We start from the raw sequence: 19,219 nt of genomic DNA on the forward strand, positions 1-19,219 counted from the left end.
CAAGCTACGCGTAGCATCTGATTAGAGAAGGACACAAAGGAAGAAAGAAAATTTGGCGCAGCTTCACAAAGAAATGGTATGAATTTAAAATTCTTAATCTTCATAAAGTTATAAATACCATTATTAAGTTTTTAATAATACTTGTCTCAGCTTCTACATTCATGTCGTAAATTGCGCTCAGAATTGTGTAATCTAAAGACAGCTAATAGCTCATTATTCAATCGAGGTCTAATGACTCCTACAATCATGCGTCAGCTTTGGTCAGTGGTTGAAACCGCGCAAGCCAAGCTCCTCTTACAACTGGATGATGCTAGCTTGGTGCAGTGGTTAGTAAAACAAACCGAAACGCAAGTGTTGTTAAATTCTAACGAAACTGACTTTCTATGCCACTACATTCAATCTCGGCTAGCCCTTATACGTGATATTGCCCATGAACGCCAGTGTTCATGATGCCTACGGCAGGCTACGCCAACGCAAAATCAAGATAAATAGATTGATCGTCAAGTGTTATTACTGTTGACTATTAGCTTTTGGGGCAAAATAACCTTCCACTAAGCAGTCGGAGCCTACTACACGCCAACGAACGCGTTCTAAAGACAACGCCTCAGTCATGGTAGTAAAACCTAAATCGCCCACTGGTGTGGGAGCAATATTACCACCAATGATTTTTGGGGCAATAAATGCCAAAACTTTTTGCACTGCTCCTTGAGCGATCGCAATAGCAGCTAAAGTACCACCACATTCCCACAACACGCTACAAAAACCCCGTTCATATAAGTACGCCATTGCCTTATCTGGTGTAAGTGATGTTAATTCCACTACCTCCACTCCCTGCTTGAGCAACAGTTCTTGGAAGTCGGGATTAGCACCCTTCTGGGTTAACACCAAAGTTGGAGCATCGGCAGTTTGCCATAGATGGGCACTTTCCGGTAAGTTGAGATGGCGACTCATGACCACCCGCAGGGGATTATGTGCCTCCGCCTGATGACTGGTTAAGTAAGGATTATCTTGTCGGACTGTATTACCGCCGACAATTATCGCATCACAAGCCGCCCGCATTAGATGTACTTCAGTGCGGGCTTCTTGACTTGTCACCCAAGCGCTATGACCAGAGGTAGTAGCAATTTTGCCATCTAAAGTCATGGCATATTTTAAAATTCCCAAAGGTCGCTTGTAGAGAATGCGATGCACAAAAGCTTCATTTAGCTGACGACAAGCTGCCTCTTCTACTCCTACCAAAACTTCGATCCCCGCCGCCCGTAAACGGGCGATGCCACCTCCAGCCACCAGTGGATTGGGATCAACCATACCTACTACTACTTTTGCCACTCCAGCTTGGATCAATCCTTCCGAACAAGGGGGAGTACGTCCGTAGTGGTTGCAAGGTTCGAGACTGACATAGATTGTTGCACCACGAGAGCGATCGCCTGCTGCTTTTAAAGCAAACACTTCTGCATGAGGCTCACCTGCGCGAGGATGAAATCCTTCGCCGACAATCTCGCCATCCTTGACAATCACCGCTCCCACTAACGGATTTGGCGAAGTCCGCCCTAAAGCACGGCGAGCCAGTTCTAAACACCGCAGCATCATGCGGGAATCAAAGTCACTCCCTACCCTTTTGTCAGTCGAATCCACTGGAAGCGTATTTTCCAGAGTGTAGTTAGGTAGAGATGCATCTGCTTGAGCGATCGCAGGGGAATTATCCATAATTTTGGGTAACATTCTCAATATTTTCCACGCTAGCTGCTCTTTTGGGCGATTTTTTTACAGTAATATTTAGGTTTTACTTTTGGTGATCTTAACTTACAGCAATTTTGGTATTGCTGATTGAAAGTGCTTATCTACAATCGAATTATCCCTACACTCAAGCCGCAATTCCCCTGAATATGGAATTAAATTTACGCTTTCCAGAAATTAATCAAGTTATTGTCAGACTTGACGACCTAGAAACCGACAGACTAAATTTTACATCCCCCTTAGCAGCAGAAGATTTAGAAGATATTCGCTGGTATTTTGAAGTCTATGCCACAAATTATACTGCTGATGTAGATGATAAACGGGCAAAGCGGATTGAAGAGAACTTTCAACGCTGGGGCGAAAGCTTATTTGAGTCTGTTTTTCAGCAACGCCCCGCCCAGAGGATATTTAATGAATTTCAAGATGCAGATGAACCAGGACGCTTATTAACCATCAGCGCCAGTCATCCGGCAATTTTATCTTTACCTTGGGAATTGTTACGCGACCCAGCATCAGATATCTATTTATTTAACGAAAATCCCCGGATTTCTGTGCGTCGTCGCTTGGCGGGGGCGGGGGGTGGACGCAGACCGTTTAAAGTTCAGCCAAAAGACCGTTTGCGGTTGCTGTTTGTAGTGAGTCGTCCTAGTGATGCGGGGTTTATTGACCCCCGTGGGGAAGCTAAAGCGGTATTGGATGCGATCGCCCAAGAAGCAGCAGGAAGAATTGAGGTAGAATTTTTGCGTCCCGCGACTTTGGATAATTTAGTCGCCCGTTTAGAAGACTCACGCCTACCACCGATTGATATTGTCCACTTTGATGGGCATGGCGTGTATGACCCCGATGGGCGATTCCACGAACGGGCGAAATCTAGCGACCCGGCGGGAGCGACCAAAGGAGAAAATGGCAATGGCAGCAATATGGGTTATCTGTTGTTTGAGAATCCAGAAGGCAAGATGACCCTGATTACCGCCGAAACCTTGGGAGAAATGCTGCATCGTCAAAAAGTCGGGTTAATTGTTCTGTCTGCTTGTCAGTCAGCGATGGTGGCGGGTGAGGACGCTATGGGTTGTGTCGCCGCTAGGTTAATCCATGCAGGGATTCCGGCGGTATTGGCAATGACCTATTCGGTATTGGTAGTCACAGCCCATCAATTGTTTGCCAAATTTTATCAACGCTTAGTGCGGGCTGAAGGTATCGGCGCAGCCTTAGATAATGGGCGACGAGATTTGTACCTCAACAAAGAACGAGGCGAAAGGCGACGGGGAGATAAGCAAATTACTTTCAAATTACAAGACTGGTTTCTCCCCGCTTTGTATCAAGCCGCCGGAGACACCGCCCTATTAACCTCTTCCCTCCCCTTGTCCCCCCTTCCCCTTGTCCCCCCCTCCTCTTCAACCAACCTCCCTGAACTCCAAGAAGCTGGTTTTTTTGGTCGCAGTCGGGAATTATGGAACATTGAACGCTGGTTTGTTCAAGGAACGCGGCGCATCACCATATCGGGTTTTGGTGGACAGGGAAAAACCTATTTAGCAGCCGAGGCGGGGCGGTGGTTGTCCCGCACGGGGATGTTTGAGAAAGTGTGTTTTGTGGATTATGCCGCCTTTCAGGGAGTGGATGCTGTAGGGTTGGCGGTGAGTACCTTAGCCACAGTGTTAGGGCAGAATTTAATTGATGTAGCGGCGGCGACTGTTGCTTTAGGGCAAACACTGACGTTAGTAATTTTGGATAACTTGGAAACCTTGCAGCTCCAATCGTTGCAAGAATTGTTAACTGTGGCGAAACAATGGTCTGAGGTGGGGCAATGTCGCCTATTACTCACCAGCCGTACACCTAATTTTCATCATTCAGATTATGCCATTGAAGGCAGTTTGAAACATCGGTCATTACCATTGTCGGGGTTAGAGCGACAAGATGCTTTGGCGTATATCCAAAGTTTGTGGAAGTTACCGCCATCACCTGTATATAAACTGCCAGAACAACATGAGTTGTGGCGATTATTTAGATTAATAGATTTTCATCCGCTTTCTCTCGGCTTATTGGCGCGACAGTTGAAAATTCGCCCAGTAGCAGAGTTGGGGGAACGGTTGGCAGCGTTGATTGAGGAAACACCTGATAATCCTTTGTTAGCGTCCTTGAATTTGTCCTTGGAACGCTTGGATGATGAGGCGCGGGAGTTATTGCCGAAGTTGGGCGTGTTTCAGGGAGGGGCGTTAGAGAATTTATTATTGGAAATTACTGAATTTTCTAAGTCACAGTGGCAACAGTTACGCCCAGCGCTGGAAAACACAGGCTTGATACAAGTGGAAAATCTCCCAGGTGTCCGCGATCCTTTTTTGAAATTTCACCCTACCTTAGCCCCTGCGCTGTGGTCGTGCTTGTCACCAGAAACACAGGGAGAACTCGTTGCTCGTCATCGCCTGGAATATTACGAATTATCTGAGTATTTGTATGCTCAAGATAGCAAAAAGCCCTATGAAGTCCGTGCCATTGTCCAGAGAGAACTAGCGAATTTGCTGTATGCAGTCCACGGCGCTATAGATACAGCGGAAGCATGGGCATTGAAGTTTGTTAATTGTGTAAACAGGTTTCTCAAAGTCTTCGGACTCAACAGAGATAGGGATGCACTCACGCAACGAGTTGAACAGCTACAGGGTGAAGTGGGTTCTCAGACATGGTATTTTGTCCAAATGAATCTGGGTGAGCAATTACACGACACCGGACGCAATCAAGAAGCGGCGCAAGTGTTTGGTGAGATACTTGCTGGTTTGGCTGAGCAACCAAGTTATGAACGCTGTCAAACTTTAAATCAGCTAGGGAGATGCTTGCGACTTCTAGGACAAGCAGCACAGGCAGCAAAATATTACTATCAGGCTTTGACAGTGGCAACGCAGTTAGAACAGTCTGACAGTGTGAAGTGGCAGATAGGAAATTTGCAGACTGAATTGGCGGATGTACTGAGGGATATCGGGGATTACGATCAGGCGCGAAAAGCTTATGAGACTTCATTGGCTATTAATAAAGAACTTGACGACTTTCATAGTACAGCAGTAGTGAATGGGCAACTCGGCACCCTCGCCTTGTTGCAAGGCAACCTTCCAGAAGCTGAAAAACGCTACCTTGAAGCCCTAACTACTTTCCAACAACTGAATGAACTCGCAGCGGAAGCTGTTTCTTGGCATCAACTGGGTAGAGTGTACGAAGAAGCCAAGCAATGGAACACAGCCGAAGATGCTTACCGAAAATCAGCACTAATTAATGAATCTCAAGGCGATCTCAGAGGTGCTGTAAAAACTTGGAATCAATTAGCTCTAGTTAATGAATACACTGGCAAACTGAAAGACGCAGAAGCTTGGTATCGCAAGGCGATCGCAGGTGCAAAAACTGCAGGAGATAGGTTAAAAGCATTAAGTTCACTCAACAACCTCGCCAACCTCCTGCAAGACCAACCCCATCGCCTGTTAGAAGCGCGGCAATTAGCAGAAGAAGCATTGGCTATCAAGCAAACCTTAGACCCTGCTGCGGCTGAGATTTGGAAAATTTACAATATTTTGGCAGATATTACTGACAAACTGGGCGATATAACCGAAGCTAAAGTATATCGTCGCCTGTCGCGGCAGGCAAAGGCAGCATTTGCTGGGACGCACTATGAGTTACGGCAGTATGGGCAGTTTATTGCAGGGGTAGTTGCGGCGGTGAATGATGCAGAAGTGAGGCAACAGCTAGAACCTGTGCTGGAAAATGATGTGAAAAATGGTTGGGGTAATCTCGTAGCTACCATTCGCGTGATATTAGACGGTGAGAGGGATGAAGATGTGCTGTGTGAATCTTTGAATTTTAATGAGGCTCCTATTATCAATGCTATCCTGCGGGGTATTGCTGACCCTGACACGCTAAACGAGTTATTAGAGGAGCAAGGTTAAATAATTCGTAATTCGTAATTTGTAATTCGTAATTGAAGACGGTTTGAGATGGGAATTTATGGGCAAAAATTAGGCATGATTCAGCATAATGAGATAATGGCACAATAATATTGTCTGCCCATGTATCAAAATAGATTACCTGTTATTGTCCTCCTCGCCTACAGTGAGGGTTTATAGCAATTCCCAAAAACCCTGATACATATAAATTTCTCGTGTGGTCACAACATTGTTGTATCTTCACCAACGTATTTACATCATTATTAAATGAAAATGCTTTTAGGCGTGGTATTCCGGGTATAAGTGAATATTAAAACATCAATTATCGAGTCTGTTGGGGCACAGCAGCGATCGCATTTCTGTTTTAGCGCCAATTTTTGGATGCCGTGCCTATACAATCTGTGTATTTTTGTAATTAATATTCTTTAAAGGAGCATGATTCGAGTTCAGAAGGTGAAAGTTGCACCTCAAAACGAGAACGTTGCACTTCAAAACGAGAACGTTCTTGCTCAAAATAAGAACGTTCCACTTCAAAACGAAAACGTTCCCACTCAAAACAAGAACGTTCCTGCTCAAAACCAGAACGTTTTACCTTAAAACGAGAACGTTTTACCTCAAAACGAAAACGTTCCCACTCAAAACGAGAACGTTTGCACTAAAAGCTTGAATGTTGCTGAATAATCATAAGGGCACAACAAAGTTATGCCCTTACCTTGGTTTATTGAATTGCAAAGTGGTGTTTTTCCTAATCCCGGCTATACCTGAAAACTAATTGGCGAAGCAATTTTAAGATTGCTCCAATAATTTCATCCGCTGCCACCAACGATTCAGGGGATAATAAACCACAGGTGCCCACAGACTACTTAGAATGGCAGAGGCAAGAGCGACACGCTGATAATATGTCCAAATATCTGTCACCTTGCGCTCATTGCCCAGCAAAGTTAATTGCAACCCAAAGATAGTTTCTGCCAAAACTGCCATCACAAAGACAATTACAGCAATCGAAATAAAATCTTCTTCGATAAAACGCTGTTTCTGAAGCAGACCAGTTAAAGCCCCCACTATACCTAAACTGATGGCATGAGTAGGATTAGGTGATGTCATTGAATCTTGAAGTAGCCCCAGAACTATACCTGCCAATGCTCCGGCAAACACCGTGCGCTTCACACTCCAAGCTACTACCCAAATTAACAGCCAGTTAGGACCAATTCCTAACAATTCCATACCTGGGAATCGGGTTGGTAATAATAGTAAACATAACAGTACAGAACTAGCCGTCACTATCCAACCAAACAACTGACGTATACCGGGATGCCAACGAGCAAGTGGCTGGATTCGGAATTTCGATTTTCGCTCTGACGATTTTGGCTTTTTCTGCCTGCTACCACCAAATGCAGGAATCTTCATTTTTCTATGGATTTTTTCAAAGAATTTACTTAGACTTTTGCGGCACTTGATTTGCCGATTGGTTTTCTGGTTTGGGATAAACAGCTACCCAATCGAGAGAACGGATTGGCGGAAAAAGCTCAATTTTTGCCACTGATGCCGGAAGTTTCTTTAAATCCAGCGACTTAATTCGTCCTACCGCCAAACCGGAGGGAAATTTCTGACTATAAGTAGATGTGGAAACTAAATCTCCTACTTTGACATTTGGAACTTTTTCATAAAACTCCAATACAGCTTCAGCAGAAGAATCTCCTCGCAAAACGCCTTTAGCTGCTGTGCGGCTAACTGATACACCCACTTGACTCTTGAGGTCACTGATTAATAACACGCGGCTAGTATTGGGAGTTACACTCTCTACCAAACCCACTAATCCGCCTTCTGCCTTGACTATGAAGCCTTCCTGAATCCCCGTATTTGCACCGCGATTCAGCGTAACTTGTTGCCACCACTGGTCAGCACTACGTCCTACCACCCGTGCTGGAATTGGGCGTGATGCCAGCGGCTCTTTTTCCACATAGCCTAATAAATCTTGTAACTTTGTCTTTTGACTTTCCAAATCTACTATACGGGTTTGCAATTCCATTATCCGGGCATCTCTAAGACGTTCTTCTGAAGTTGGCCCTGACTGCAACATCTCTAATGGACGGGTAATTGCCTGGTATGTCTCAAGCACTAGTTCACCTTGAGTCTGTCGCAATATCCAAGCACTACCAACTACTAAAGCTAACAAGCCAATTTGCAACCCTTTACGATCCCACCAACGCCGTATTGTCACCATATATACCTGTATGTACTTATATAAATTAAGTTCTACTTGGATTCTTTATATATAAAACCCAAATAGAACTCAAATAGAACTCAAGTCTGATATTTTTTTAGTTAGATATTGCGAGAGCTTTCGATGACAACTCGTTCCAACTGTTTAAAGTTTTCTAACACACGACCTGTTCCCAGCACAACACAGCTTAAAGGATCGGCAGCAATGTGGGTAATAATCCCTGTTTCATGGCTAACGAGGGTATCTATGCCTTTGAGCAAAGCACCGCCACCAGCTAACATAATACCTCTGTCAATAATGTCTGCTGCCAGTTCTGGCGGTGTGCGTTCCAGGGTCCGCTTCACAGCTTCTATAATTACTGATAGCGGTTCCAACATACTTTCACGGATTTCCGGCCCTTTGATTGTGACAGTTCGCGGTAGACCAGAAAGCAGGTGTAAGCCTCGGACTTCCATCATGGCGTCATTATCATCATTAGTCGGATAGGCAGAACCCATCCGAATCTTGATTTCCTCGGCAGTACGTTCACCAATGACTAAATTATGAACTTTCTTAATATACTGAACGATCGCATCAGTTAGTTCATCTCCAGCAATGCGTACTGATTCGCTGATTACCGTACCTTGAAGACTCAGCACTGCAACTTCTGTTGTCCCACCACCAATATCGATGATCATGTTGCCAGTTGCTTCCGCAACAGGTAATCCTGCACCAATAGCCGCAGCTACAGGTTCATCGATTAAATAAACTTTTCTTGCTCCTGCTTGGTGAGCTGCATCCATCACTGCTCGCCTTTCTACTCCTGTGACGCCACTGGGAATACCAATAACAATCCGGGGTAAGATTAGAGATTTACCTTCATTTACACGCTGAATAAAGCTTTTGAGCATCAACTCGGCTATATCAAAGTCAGCGATTACACCATCCCGCAAAGGACGCAGAGCAATCACATTTCCCGGCGTGCGACCGAGCATTTTTTTGGCTTCTTCTCCTACTGCTAGTGCTACCTTTTCGTTGACATCGATCGCAACTACAGAAGGCTCTTGTAGTACAATACCTTTACCAGATACATAAACCAGGGTGTTTGCGGTACCAAGGTCGATACCCATATCCCATGAAGTGCGAAAGTTCCTAAAAATACCCACGCGTTTGTAAGCCCCCTATATGCGATACTTTTTGACTACAACGGTAAGAGTTAATCGTGCTTGATTCGATTATGTTTGTATCCTGAGTTGAGTAAACTAGACAATATTTTTATATGATTCCCAGGAATATTTAGTATGTCTCAAGCGCCGTACTTTTGATATTCTCTGGTTGACTTCGTATATCCGTATACTTTTATGTGTTTACTCCAAATAGTGTGTATTAAATTTTCAAGTCAATTATATTGTTAACTGTTTAACACATTATTTTCAAGTCTTTCACAATTCGCTATGATGAAAGTCGAAATTGCTAAGTACGTTTGTACTGAAAGGTAACGCGATGAGTATCAATGTTGTCAACCTCATTGGTCGTGTAGGCGGCGACCCAGAGATTAAGTATTTTGAGTCTGGTAGTGTGAAGTGTAGATTAACACTAGCAGTAAAAAGGCGATCGCGTAACAGCGATCAACCTGACTGGTTCGAGTTGGAACTATGGGGAAAGACAGCAGAATTTGCAAAGAATTATGTGCAAAAAGGTAAACAAATTGCCGTTAAAGGTTCGTTGAAGTTCGACGCTTGGAGCGATCGCCAAACAGGAGTTAGCCGCTCTAAACCAGTTATTCTAGTAGATCAAGTGGACTTATTGGGTTCTAAGCAAGATGGAGACGGAGGAACGGGAGATATGTCTCCAGAACATTTTTAATTGGGCATTGATTATTAGTCCTTTGCCTTTACAAATGACAAAGGACTAATGACAAATGACTAATAACTAATTTGCAACGTCACCGATGCTTCTACTTCTTGTTCACCACCAACAATAGGGGTGGAAGCATCAGCTGATTTTGCAGCCTCAGCCCGCAAAAACATTGGTGGTGGTGGAGGCGCACTAGCATTATTAACTTGAATGCTCACTATTTCTTTAGATTTAAAACCCAAAGCACTGAAAACGGCATCAGCTTGCTGCCGTGCGTCTTGAGTAGCTTCTTTTAATGCTTGCTTTTGAGCAGCAGCGATCGCTTGATCATTGGCAACAAAACTAATACCGTTAATTTGTGTCGCACCGGCTTTGACTGCATCATCCAATAATGTCCCAGCTTGCTCAACAGCAGTTCTAAAACTTACAGTGTTACTGGCAGCATAGCCTGTAATCCGCTGTACATTATTGGTATAACTGTAAACTGGATTGAGCCGGATACCAGTCGTTTGTAATTTTTCAACATTTTTGCTCTTGAGAAACGCAACCACCGCCGATGACCTCTGAGCGGCTTCTTGTTGTACTTCTTGGGCTGTTTTCCCCTGAATCTCCACTCCTAAACTGACTTGTGCCAGAGTTGTCGGAATTGTTTCGACTCCGCGACCACTGACACTAAGGGTTCGCGACAATTTATCTTTTTCTTGTGCAAATGCAGGTAGTACAAAGGTTGTACATAAAAGCATTGCTAAAGGCAGTATTTTCCACAGGTTTCCAGACGGAAACTGAGAACCGGGTAAAGCGGCTCTAGTCATAATATTTGCACTCCTCAAAGTATCCACAGATGTTTTGAATAACCGTATGTAGCAATCTTCTGGTGGTTGTTGAGAGTCAACAGCCACCACAAGTTTTTCACAACTCAAGTGCGATCGCCAAATACGATTTGTATGTTCTTACTTTGACATAGCGATCGTCAAAAGCAGAAATGGTTACATTTTTGGATACTAAAAAAATGTACTAATACTGCACAGCGTAAATGAAACGTTTACACTGTATTCATTTTGAATTCAGATTATGTCTTTATATGATGTTTTTCAGAAACGCGTCAAAATCAAAGAGAAGGATTTTCAGAGAACCTAATGCATTTGTTAGAACCAATCAACTTCTCTTTTCCTCTGCTGGCCAGCGCAACACAAGCCGCAGACAGTTCAATGGTAGTCGAAGCAGTGCTACTAAGCTTAGTAGTCATTTATCTCGCCAGTAAAGTTGGTGGAGAGTTATCAAACCAAGTAGGTTTGCCACCTGTCTTAGGCGAACTCGTTGGCGGTGTGGTAGTTGGCATCTCTGTTTTTCATCTTTTAGTCTTTCCAGAAGGCGGCACAGACAGTTCTAACTCTTTGATCGTGTCCTTCCTTCAAACCACTGCTGGTTTAACGCCTGAAGCTGCTCCAGCAGTTTTTGCAGCCCAGTCCGAGGTCATTTCAGTTTTGGCAGAATTGGGTGTAATCATTCTGCTGTTTGAAATCGGCTTGGAGTCGAATTTAAAAGATTTAATGGCAGTTGGTATCCAAGCCACCGTCGTCGCAGTCGTCGGGGTAGCAGTACCCTTTGCTGCTGGGACTGCGGGACTGATGACTCTGTTTGGTATTAGCGCTATACCTGCAATTTTTGCCGGGGCGGCTTTGACTGCTACTAGTATTGGGATGACATCCAAAGTGCTGTCAGAACTGGGGCGACTCAATTCTAAAGAAGGGCAGATTATTTTGGGTGCTGCTGTAATTGACGATGTACTAGGAATCATCGTTTTAGCGGTAGTTGCCAGTTTAGCTAAAGACGGCGTGGTGGATGTCAACAAAGTCATTTACTTGATTATCAGCGCCACTGGTTTTATTTTGGGAGCAATCCTACTAGGTAATGTTTTTAATAAGTCCTTTGTAGCGATCGCCGATCAACTCAAAACACGTGGTGGACTAGTAATCCCAGCATTCATTTTCGCCTTTGCTATGGCATACTTGGCCGCCGTCATCCAGTTAGAAGCAATTCTAGGAGCTTTTGCAGCTGGTTTAGTTCTAGAAGAAACAGATAAGCGTAAAGAACTGCAAAGGCAAGTATCTCCCATTGCCGATATATTAGTCCCAATTTTCTTTGTAACTGTTGGCGCAAAAACTGATTTGGGAGTATTAAACCCAGCAATTCCCGACAATCGTGAAGGTCTAATTATGGCAACTTTCCTGATTACAGTAGCCATTCTCGGTAAAGTAATGACAGGTTTAAGCGTGTTTGGTCAACCGGAAATTAACCGTTTAGCGATCGGTGTGGGGATGATTCCTAGAGGCGAGGTTGGGTTAGTGTTTGCTGGTGTCGGCGCTGCCAGTGGCGCTCTCTCGAAACCATTAGGGGCAGCAATTATCATGATGGTTATCTTGACAACCTTTTTAGCTCCTCCCTTGTTACGATTTGTATTTCCAGATCCAAAAACCGTGGACGGAAGTTCAGAGCAACTAATTTTAGACAGTTCCTCTGGGACTTCGTTGGTAATTGAACCACCTCAATCGAGGGTGCCAGCATCAAATGACAGCAGCAATTTGGGAGTAACTCCAGATTCTGGTGATCGTTAAATTATTGGGCATGGGGAATGGGGCATTGGGCATTGGACATTGCTCTTTCTCTCCTCTGCTCCCCTGCTTCCCTGCTCTCTCCTCCTCTGCTCCCAATTGTGCAGTGGAAACTTCTATTCTCAAATCTCCGTCCCGTGTGATTGTAAAATAATCATTTGTTTATAATTTCTACCAACATTCAGAATGTTACTTAATTTCTAGTCTCCCTTGGCTTGTGAGCCTTTATCTAAATATTTTTCAGATAATTGGGGAGTAACATCCATAAATTTTGCTAGATCGTTTGACAGTAATGGGAATTATTTACTCAGTGCATCGATGGCAACAAAGAACAAACACTTATCAGTAAACAGCTATCAATTATCAGTTTTCTAGCTTTATTGGGAGTCAGAGTTCTCTACTGCTACAGGTGGAAGGTTTCGCATGGGTATTTAAACCGAATTTGAAACCTGATAACTGATTTAAGTATGTCTAAATTCCAGCTTAAAAATCAAAAAGGGGATTCAAAGTCAAGTTTAGGTGGTGATGGTGTGATGATTTACCAATGAGTTGAGATATTGACGGCTCCCATGAATGTGAATTAGGAGAAAGGACTGTGAAATTACACTGGTTACTACCCAGCACTATTGGAACTATCTTCATGCTCTCGTCGCCAGCAATGGCCGCGAGACTTGAATCTTGGCGCTTTGATGCCAATCAAAACAGGCTGGAAATTAATACTGTAGGAGCAGTTCAACCCCAAGCACAACTAATTTTCAACCCGACTCGGCTGGTAATTGATTTGCCGGGAACTACATTTGGTCGTCCGCAGTTAACCCAACAGGTGGGTGGTGGAATTCGCTCAATCCGTGTTGGACAGTTTGATGTAGATACAACACGCATAGTTGTTGAACTGACTCCTGGTTACACTTTAGACCCCAAACGAGTGCAATTTGTTGGTAGAACTGGCGATCGCTGGACGGTGCAATTACCGAAGCCAACAGTCGAAAAAGTAGCTTCATCTCCAAGAAGTGCTTACAGTGTAGTTACTCCATCCAAACCTCAACTTAATATTTCAAGGGTTGCTACTACTACACGAGGGGCAACTCAAATCGAAAACTTACAAGTAACAGGCGATGGGTTATTCATTCGTACCAGTGGTGGTAATCCTCCGATTCAGCTAATTCGCAGCCGCGATCGCGCTACCATCTTCGTAGATATCTCTGGTGCATCTTTATCACCACGTCTGACGCAGCAGAGGAATATACCCGTTAACAAACATGGTATTAGCCGCGTCGAATTTACCTCATTGCAAACCCAACCTCCTGGTGTCCGTCTAACTTTGCGGGTAGATAAAAATAGCCCAGATTGGGGAGCAACTAATAGTAACGATGGTGGTTTGATAGTTCTACCTAGTCGCGTTGTCAGATTGCCCAGAAGTAATAATTTAGACAATCAGTCAAATGCCGTCTCCTTTCCCAGTAGAGCATCTGTCAATAACTTGCCAGCAACAATTGAGTCTGTGCAACTTGCCAATAATGGCAAACAACTGCTAATTCGAGGCAACCAACCTTTATCTGCTACGGGAAGCTGGGATAGATCCTCAGGTATCTTTCGCGTTACGATTACCAATGCCAAGTTAGCCACCAGAGTAACAGGGCCTACTTTTACTGCCAATAGCCCCATTCTTCGAGTACGTCTGCAACCTCAAGCATCTAATACAGTGGTTGTTTTAGTTCAACCAGCAGGCGGAGTGCAACTTGGGCAACCCCAGCAAATCGGCGACCAGCTTTTGGTACCAATACAAGGTTCTCGGCGAGTTGTCACCCTCCCCGGAAGACCCCCCTATGCTTTACCTGGGCTACCACCGCCAAACCGGGGGCCATTCCCAGACCCTAACAATCCAAATCCTCGACCCATAATACAACCACAGCGCCGAGTTACCAATGGGCGAGTCATAGTCATTATTGACCCAGGACATGGTGGTAAAGACTCAGGAGCGCTTGGCATCGGAGGGGCGCGCGAAAAAGATGTTATCTTGCCTATTGGTAAAAGGCTGGGTGAGATTTTGCAGCAACATGGTGTACAAGTGATTCTGACCAGGGATTCTGACTATTTTGTTACTCTTCCGGGACGGGTGCAATTAGCAGAGCGAGCTAACGCTGATGTGTTTGTTAGCATTCACGCTAATTCCGCAGGTGCAAGTCGTCCCGATGTTAATGGCTTGGAAGTCTATTATTACGATAGCGGTCTGGATCTAGCTCGTATTGTCCGCAGTAGCATTCTTCAAAGTATTAGTACTATCAAAGACAGGGGAGTGCGGCGAGCCAGATTTTATGTCCTTAGAAAAAGTTCTATGCCCTCGATTCTCGTGGAAACAGGTTATATGACTGGTCGACAGGATATGGCTAGGCTCAGAACTTCAGCTTACCAAAATCAAATGGCAGAAGCGATCGCTCGTGGTGTTCTTCAGTATCTCAAGAGAAGATAAGTAATTTAGTCTAAATTTCTAAATTGTTAAGTAAGTACATACATCTAATCTTTACCATTTTTATCCAATTTAGTAGTAAAACAGTTTAAGTATTCTTGCGGCGGAATAAGAGTAGCTTCTTTGTTATTGTCATTTGATACTTTGCAAGTCAACAAATTTTGGATTTGAGATTTTGGATTTTGGATTTGTATCACCGACAACAGGTGTTAGTGTAGCAAAACTCTAGTACAACACGGCGTAAATAAACCACCCTTTCCAAATCAATGAAACGCTTACGCTGTACTAACTTTGAATTTTGAATTTTGAATTTTGAATTCCGCTTTGCGGTACTAGTCTGGCAAGAAACTAAAATTGGGAATCTAAAATTTCAAATTAGCAGTCAAATTTATATAGGCTAATGACATGGCAAAATCAGAGGAGCGTGCTATATTTTACGCCATTAGCTGTGTCTGAAATAACAGCGCAGAACTCAAGTGTGCGCGGTGACGGTGTGAGGATTAGCCAATATGTTGAGATGTTGACGGCTCCCATAAATGTGAATCAGGAGAAAAGACTGTGAAATTACGCTGGTTACTATCCAGTACTATTGGAACCATCTTCATGCTATCGTCGCCGGCAATGGCCGCGAGACTTGAATCTTGGCGTTTTGATGCTAATCAAAACAGGCTGGAATTTAATATTCAAGGGGATGTTCAACCCCAAGCACAATTAATTTTTAACCCAACTCGCCTAGTAATTGATTTACCAGGAACCTCATTTGGTCGCCCGCAGCTAACCCAACAAGTGGGCGGTGCAATTCGTTCGATCCGTATTGGGCAGTTTGACGAACAAACAACACGTATAGTTGTTGAACTAACTCCTGGTTATAGTTTAGACCCCAAACGAGTGCAATTTGTGGGCAGAACTGGTGATCGCTGGACAGTGCAATTACCGACGCCACAAGCCGACAATGTACCCGCAAGAAACACTGAGGGACAACCAGAACAAGCTATAGCCAGTGATACTTCACCCAGAACATCTACACCAACATTCCCCCCAAGGGATATTTACAATGTGGTAACAAACGGCTCTGTAAATCCACTTAACAACGGAACGCTTGTTGCCAGGGTTACTCAAATTAAGAACTTACAAGTCACAGGTGATGGTTTTTTCATTGCTACAAGTGGTGGCAATCCTCAGATTCAGGTAAATCGTAGCAACGATCAAAAAGCAATTAACATCGACATTGCTGGCGCAACTTTATCACCAAGTTTAGAGCCACGGAATTTGTCGATTAATCGCTATGGTGTCAGCCGTATTCAATTTACTCAACTGCAAACCAGCCCATCAGTTGTTCGCCTGACTTTACAAGTAGATGAAAATAGTCCAAATTGGCGAGCAACCACTAGTAGCGCTGGTGGTTTTGTGGTTCTACCTAGTCGTGGGGTTGCCCAGCTGCCTGGAAATAACAATCCACGTCCCATAACACCAAGTAATACAACTGCTAGTATTCAGTCTGTGCAACTGGCTAATAATGGCACACAACTGCTGATTCGAGCCGACCAAACTTTATCTGCTACAGGAGGTTGGGATAGAACCTCTGGTCTATTCCGCATCACTATCAACAATGCTAAGTTAGCTCCCAAAGTCACAGGACCGACTTTCAATTCTAATAGCCCGATTTTGCGGGTACGCCTGCAACCACAAGAATCCAATACTGTTGTCGTCTTAGTTCAACCAGCAGCCGGAGTACAAATTGGGGAACTCAACCAGGTTGGCGACCAGCTTTTAGCTTTAGAATTACGACGCTCTGTTAGCAGCATTACACCACCCACTGTTTTACCTCCTCTGCCATCGCCAGACCAAGGTCAATTACCAAATCCCATAGATAATCCCCGTCCAATCTCTCAGCCATCACCACGCCCCTCATCAGTTCCCAAAGGGAAATTGCTAGTAGTTATTGACCCAGGACATGGGGGAAAAGACTCAGGTGCCCCTGGTTTGGGGGGACTTTTAGAAAAGAATGTAATTCTGCCTATTGGAAAAAGGGTAGGAGCAATTTTAGAGCAAAATGGCGTACAAGCAGTGCTAACGCGGGATGCCGACTTTTTCGTAGAACTTCAGGGACGGGTAGATATTGCCAAGCGGGTTAATGCGACTTTGTTTGTCAGTATTCACGCTAATTCTGTTGATAATCGCCCTGATGTCAATGGGTTAGAAGTATATTATTTCGATAGTGGTTACAATCTGGCTGAAGTAGTTCGTAAAACCATTCTCCAGGACATCGGTACTATCAAAGACCGGGGAACCCGCAAAGCCAGATTCTACGTTCTCAGGAAAAGCTCCATGCCTTCGATTTTGGTAGAAACAGGCTATATGACTGGTTACGAGGATAATCCCAGATTAGGAACACCAGAATATCAAAATCGGATGGCAGAAGCGATCGCTCGTGGCATTCTAAAATACTTACAGCAGAGGTAATATAGTACAAATTACTAATTAAAGAGGTGATATTTAAACTTCTTTAACGCGCAGAATTTAGTGGTTAAATTAGAGATTGTCTGCTAAATTCTGTATTTTAAATCCCAAAACCTAAATATATATCTGCCTGTGTATTCATCTTCCATTTTTGAAGGGAATCTTGACGATTTTTCCAATCGAGAACCCCAACGTGCCCCAATTGGCATCTTTGATAGTGGTGTAGGTGGGCTGACAGTACTGCGACAAATATATCGGCAACTTCCCAATGAATCAATTGTTTACTTTGGGGATACAGCTAGACTTCCTTACGGAATTCGTTCACAAGCAGAAATTTTACGATTTACACGTGAAATCATTACCTGGCTACAACAGCAGCAGGTAAAAATGGTAATTATGGCTTGTAACACCAGTTCCGCCTTAGCTCTAGAAACCGTGCGTCAAGAATTTAGCATACCCATTTTGGGAGTAATCCTACCGGGTGCAAAAGCTGCGGTGCAGCAAGGAAAGCGGATTGGTGTAATTGCTACTCCAGCTACAGCTAAGAGTAATGCTTATAAGCACGCTATTCTCGAAATTGCTCCCGATGTCCAAGTCTGGCAAGTTGGATGTCCAGAGTTTGTGCCACTGATTGAGCAAAACCGCATTCACGATCCTTACACTGCGGAAGTTGCAAGAGCCTACTTAGAGCCTTTATTAGAGCAGGAAATTGACACCCTAGTTCACGGCTGTACTCATTATCCCCACCTGACACCAGTACTGCGATCGCTCCTCCCCTCTCAAGTCCAGTTGGTCGATCCAGCTGTTCATGTTGTGGCAGCTTGTGCCCAAGAGCTAGACTTACTAGGTTTAAGAAATACTCATCTACCATTACCAACTCGCTTCGCCGTCAGCGGTTCTCCGCAACAGTTTTCCCAGTCAGGAGTGCAATGGCTAGGCTATACCCCAATGGTTGAAGAGGTTTCCTTCACTGATACCGCTATTTCCCAACTCCAATAAAACTAATTAGTCCTTAGTCCTTAGTCATTTAATCAAAACAAATGACCAAGGATGAAGGACAAATGACAAATGACTATTGACTATTAACTGATATCTCCTGCTTGCGTTTTCCTTCAGATGATGAAGGGAAACTTGTAGGAACAGTTTTTGTACCCGTTCGCTTCGCCAGTGCTAATAATAGGTAGACTGTGAACAAATATCCAGAGGCTAAAATAAAAATCATCATAGTATACTTCCGTAAATCATTGTTCTACTAGCACCCTTCTAAACGAATATAAAATTAGTAGAACCTCAGCCAAGCAAGTGCATTCTCAATGGCTGGAGTTTCCTATGGTAAAACTACCTATAGAGATAAAATCCTCTACGGACAAAGAATTTATAATTTAACGCGACTTCTAGCAGACCATAGATTCCACAACAGTTAGCTTGCCGTTTAACAATCTAAACTACGATTCTCTGCGGTCTACTCGATCTGCTTTATTTTTGCTCAAACTGCTGTGATAAATAGCAATGCTTGCGCTCAACGTGCGCTGAGGACGTGTAGCGGCTTCCCATAGGGATATTACACAGCTCCAAACCAGGAGTTTTGCGTATCGTAGGAAAAATTAAAGAATTTATTCCTTTAACCTCACCGACGAATATTTATTTTATACTCACAACCCCAAATCAGTAAAATCAACTAGTAGCTAATTTTAATTTTAGAGTGCGAACATCTTACAAAATTTAAAATTCCTATATTTTAGCGTAACACAACGACACTAAATTTTGAGCTTATTTGGCTGCTAAATTTCAAATTTTTTGAAGAGCTACACCTCAATCTGAGGAAATTTAGTCTTATCTCTTGGCATATCTTCAAACTGCGTCTTTTTGTCAATAAGTAATATTGCTTAAAGTATCTGGGAAACTGTGGGCGGAAAGGTGAGATGAGAAACTAATTAACACAATTTCATCTAATATTTATTCC

Annotated in this window: 13 protein-coding genes; 7 read left to right on the plus strand and 6 right to left on the minus strand. The window is 43.7% G+C overall.

The features are described from left to right. Window positions 1–231 precede the first annotated feature (231 nt). Window positions 232–450: a hypothetical protein gene (locus V7K89_RS25640; RefSeq protein ID WP_335192178.1), complete on the plus strand. Its 219-nt coding sequence runs from the start codon at window positions 232–234 to the stop codon at window positions 448–450. 60 nt (window positions 451–510) lie between these two features. Here the strand turns inward: V7K89_RS25640 and ribD are convergent, their stop codons facing one another. Beyond that, window positions 511–1,707: a bifunctional diaminohydroxyphosphoribosylaminopyrimidine deaminase/5-amino-6-(5-phosphoribosylamino)uracil reductase RibD gene (ribD, locus tag V7K89_RS25645; RefSeq protein ID WP_335192236.1), complete on the minus strand. Its 1,197-nt coding sequence runs from the start codon at window positions 1,705–1,707 to the stop codon at window positions 511–513. A gap of 107 nt (window positions 1,708–1,814) precedes the next feature. Between ribD and V7K89_RS25650 the strand changes: the two genes are divergently transcribed. After that, on the plus strand, window positions 1,815–5,660 hold the full coding sequence (locus V7K89_RS25650) for a tetratricopeptide repeat protein (RefSeq protein WP_335192180.1): 3,846 nt from the start codon (window positions 1,815–1,817) through the stop codon (window positions 5,658–5,660). Window positions 5,661–6,443: 783 nt separating this feature from the next. Here the strand turns inward: V7K89_RS25650 and mreD are convergent. The 3 genes from mreD to V7K89_RS25665 all read right to left on the minus strand — a co-directional run bounded on the left by mreD (window position 6,444) and on the right by V7K89_RS25665 (window position 8,990). Beyond that, window positions 6,444–7,064 (minus strand): rod shape-determining protein MreD, encoded by a 621-nt coding sequence (gene mreD / locus V7K89_RS25655; RefSeq protein WP_335192182.1) that lies wholly within the window; start codon window positions 7,062–7,064, stop codon window positions 6,444–6,446. Between the two features lie 25 nt (window positions 7,065–7,089). Beyond that, window positions 7,090–7,881, minus strand: coding sequence for a rod shape-determining protein MreC (gene mreC, locus V7K89_RS25660; protein ID WP_335192184.1), 792 nt, complete (start codon window positions 7,879–7,881; stop codon window positions 7,090–7,092). 101 nt (window positions 7,882–7,982) lie between these two features. Continuing rightward, complete coding sequence (locus V7K89_RS25665; RefSeq protein WP_335192186.1) at window positions 7,983–8,990, minus strand: rod shape-determining protein; 1,008 nt, start codon at window positions 8,988–8,990, stop codon at window positions 7,983–7,985. 373 nt (window positions 8,991–9,363) lie between these two features. Between V7K89_RS25665 and V7K89_RS25670 the strand changes: the two genes are divergently transcribed. Then, window positions 9,364–9,726 (plus strand): single-stranded DNA-binding protein, encoded by a 363-nt coding sequence (locus V7K89_RS25670; protein ID WP_292745073.1) that lies wholly within the window; start codon window positions 9,364–9,366, stop codon window positions 9,724–9,726. A 59-nt stretch (window positions 9,727–9,785) separates the two neighbouring features. Here the strand turns inward: V7K89_RS25670 and V7K89_RS25675 are convergent, their stop codons facing one another. Further along, a complete protein-coding gene (locus V7K89_RS25675) occupies window positions 9,786–10,529 on the minus strand; it encodes an SIMPL domain-containing protein (protein ID WP_335192188.1) in 744 nt (247 codons plus the stop codon). Window positions 10,530–10,853: 324 nt separating this feature from the next. Between V7K89_RS25675 and V7K89_RS25680 the strand changes: the two genes are divergently transcribed. The 4 genes from V7K89_RS25680 (at window position 10,854) to murI (ending at window position 18,255) form a co-directional block, all read left to right on the plus strand. Beyond that, entirely contained in the window at window positions 10,854–12,332 is a 1,479-nt protein-coding gene (locus V7K89_RS25680) for a cation:proton antiporter (RefSeq protein WP_335192190.1), read from the plus strand. A gap of 592 nt (window positions 12,333–12,924) precedes the next feature. After that, on the plus strand, window positions 12,925–14,799 hold the full coding sequence (locus V7K89_RS25685) for an N-acetylmuramoyl-L-alanine amidase (protein ID WP_335192192.1): 1,875 nt from the start codon (window positions 12,925–12,927) through the stop codon (window positions 14,797–14,799). 555 nt (window positions 14,800–15,354) lie between these two features. Continuing rightward, window positions 15,355–17,259 carry an N-acetylmuramoyl-L-alanine amidase gene (locus V7K89_RS25690; protein ID WP_335192194.1) on the plus strand — a complete coding sequence of 635 codons (1,905 nt, stop codon included), beginning with the start codon at window positions 15,355–15,357 and terminating at the stop codon, window positions 17,257–17,259. A gap of 129 nt (window positions 17,260–17,388) precedes the next feature. Next, entirely contained in the window at window positions 17,389–18,255 is an 867-nt protein-coding gene (gene murI, locus V7K89_RS25695; protein ID WP_335192197.1) for a glutamate racemase, read from the plus strand. A 73-nt stretch (window positions 18,256–18,328) separates the two neighbouring features. Here the strand turns inward: murI and V7K89_RS25700 are convergent, their stop codons facing one another. After that, a complete protein-coding gene (locus V7K89_RS25700) occupies window positions 18,329–18,481 on the minus strand; it encodes a hypothetical protein (RefSeq protein ID WP_322739219.1) in 153 nt (50 codons plus the stop codon). Window positions 18,482–19,219: the final 738 nt, after the last annotated feature.

Origin of the sequence: Nostoc sp. (genome assembly GCF_036917515.1) — a bacterium.
Lineage (GTDB): Bacteria > Cyanobacteriota > Cyanobacteriia > Cyanobacteriales > Nostocaceae > Nostoc.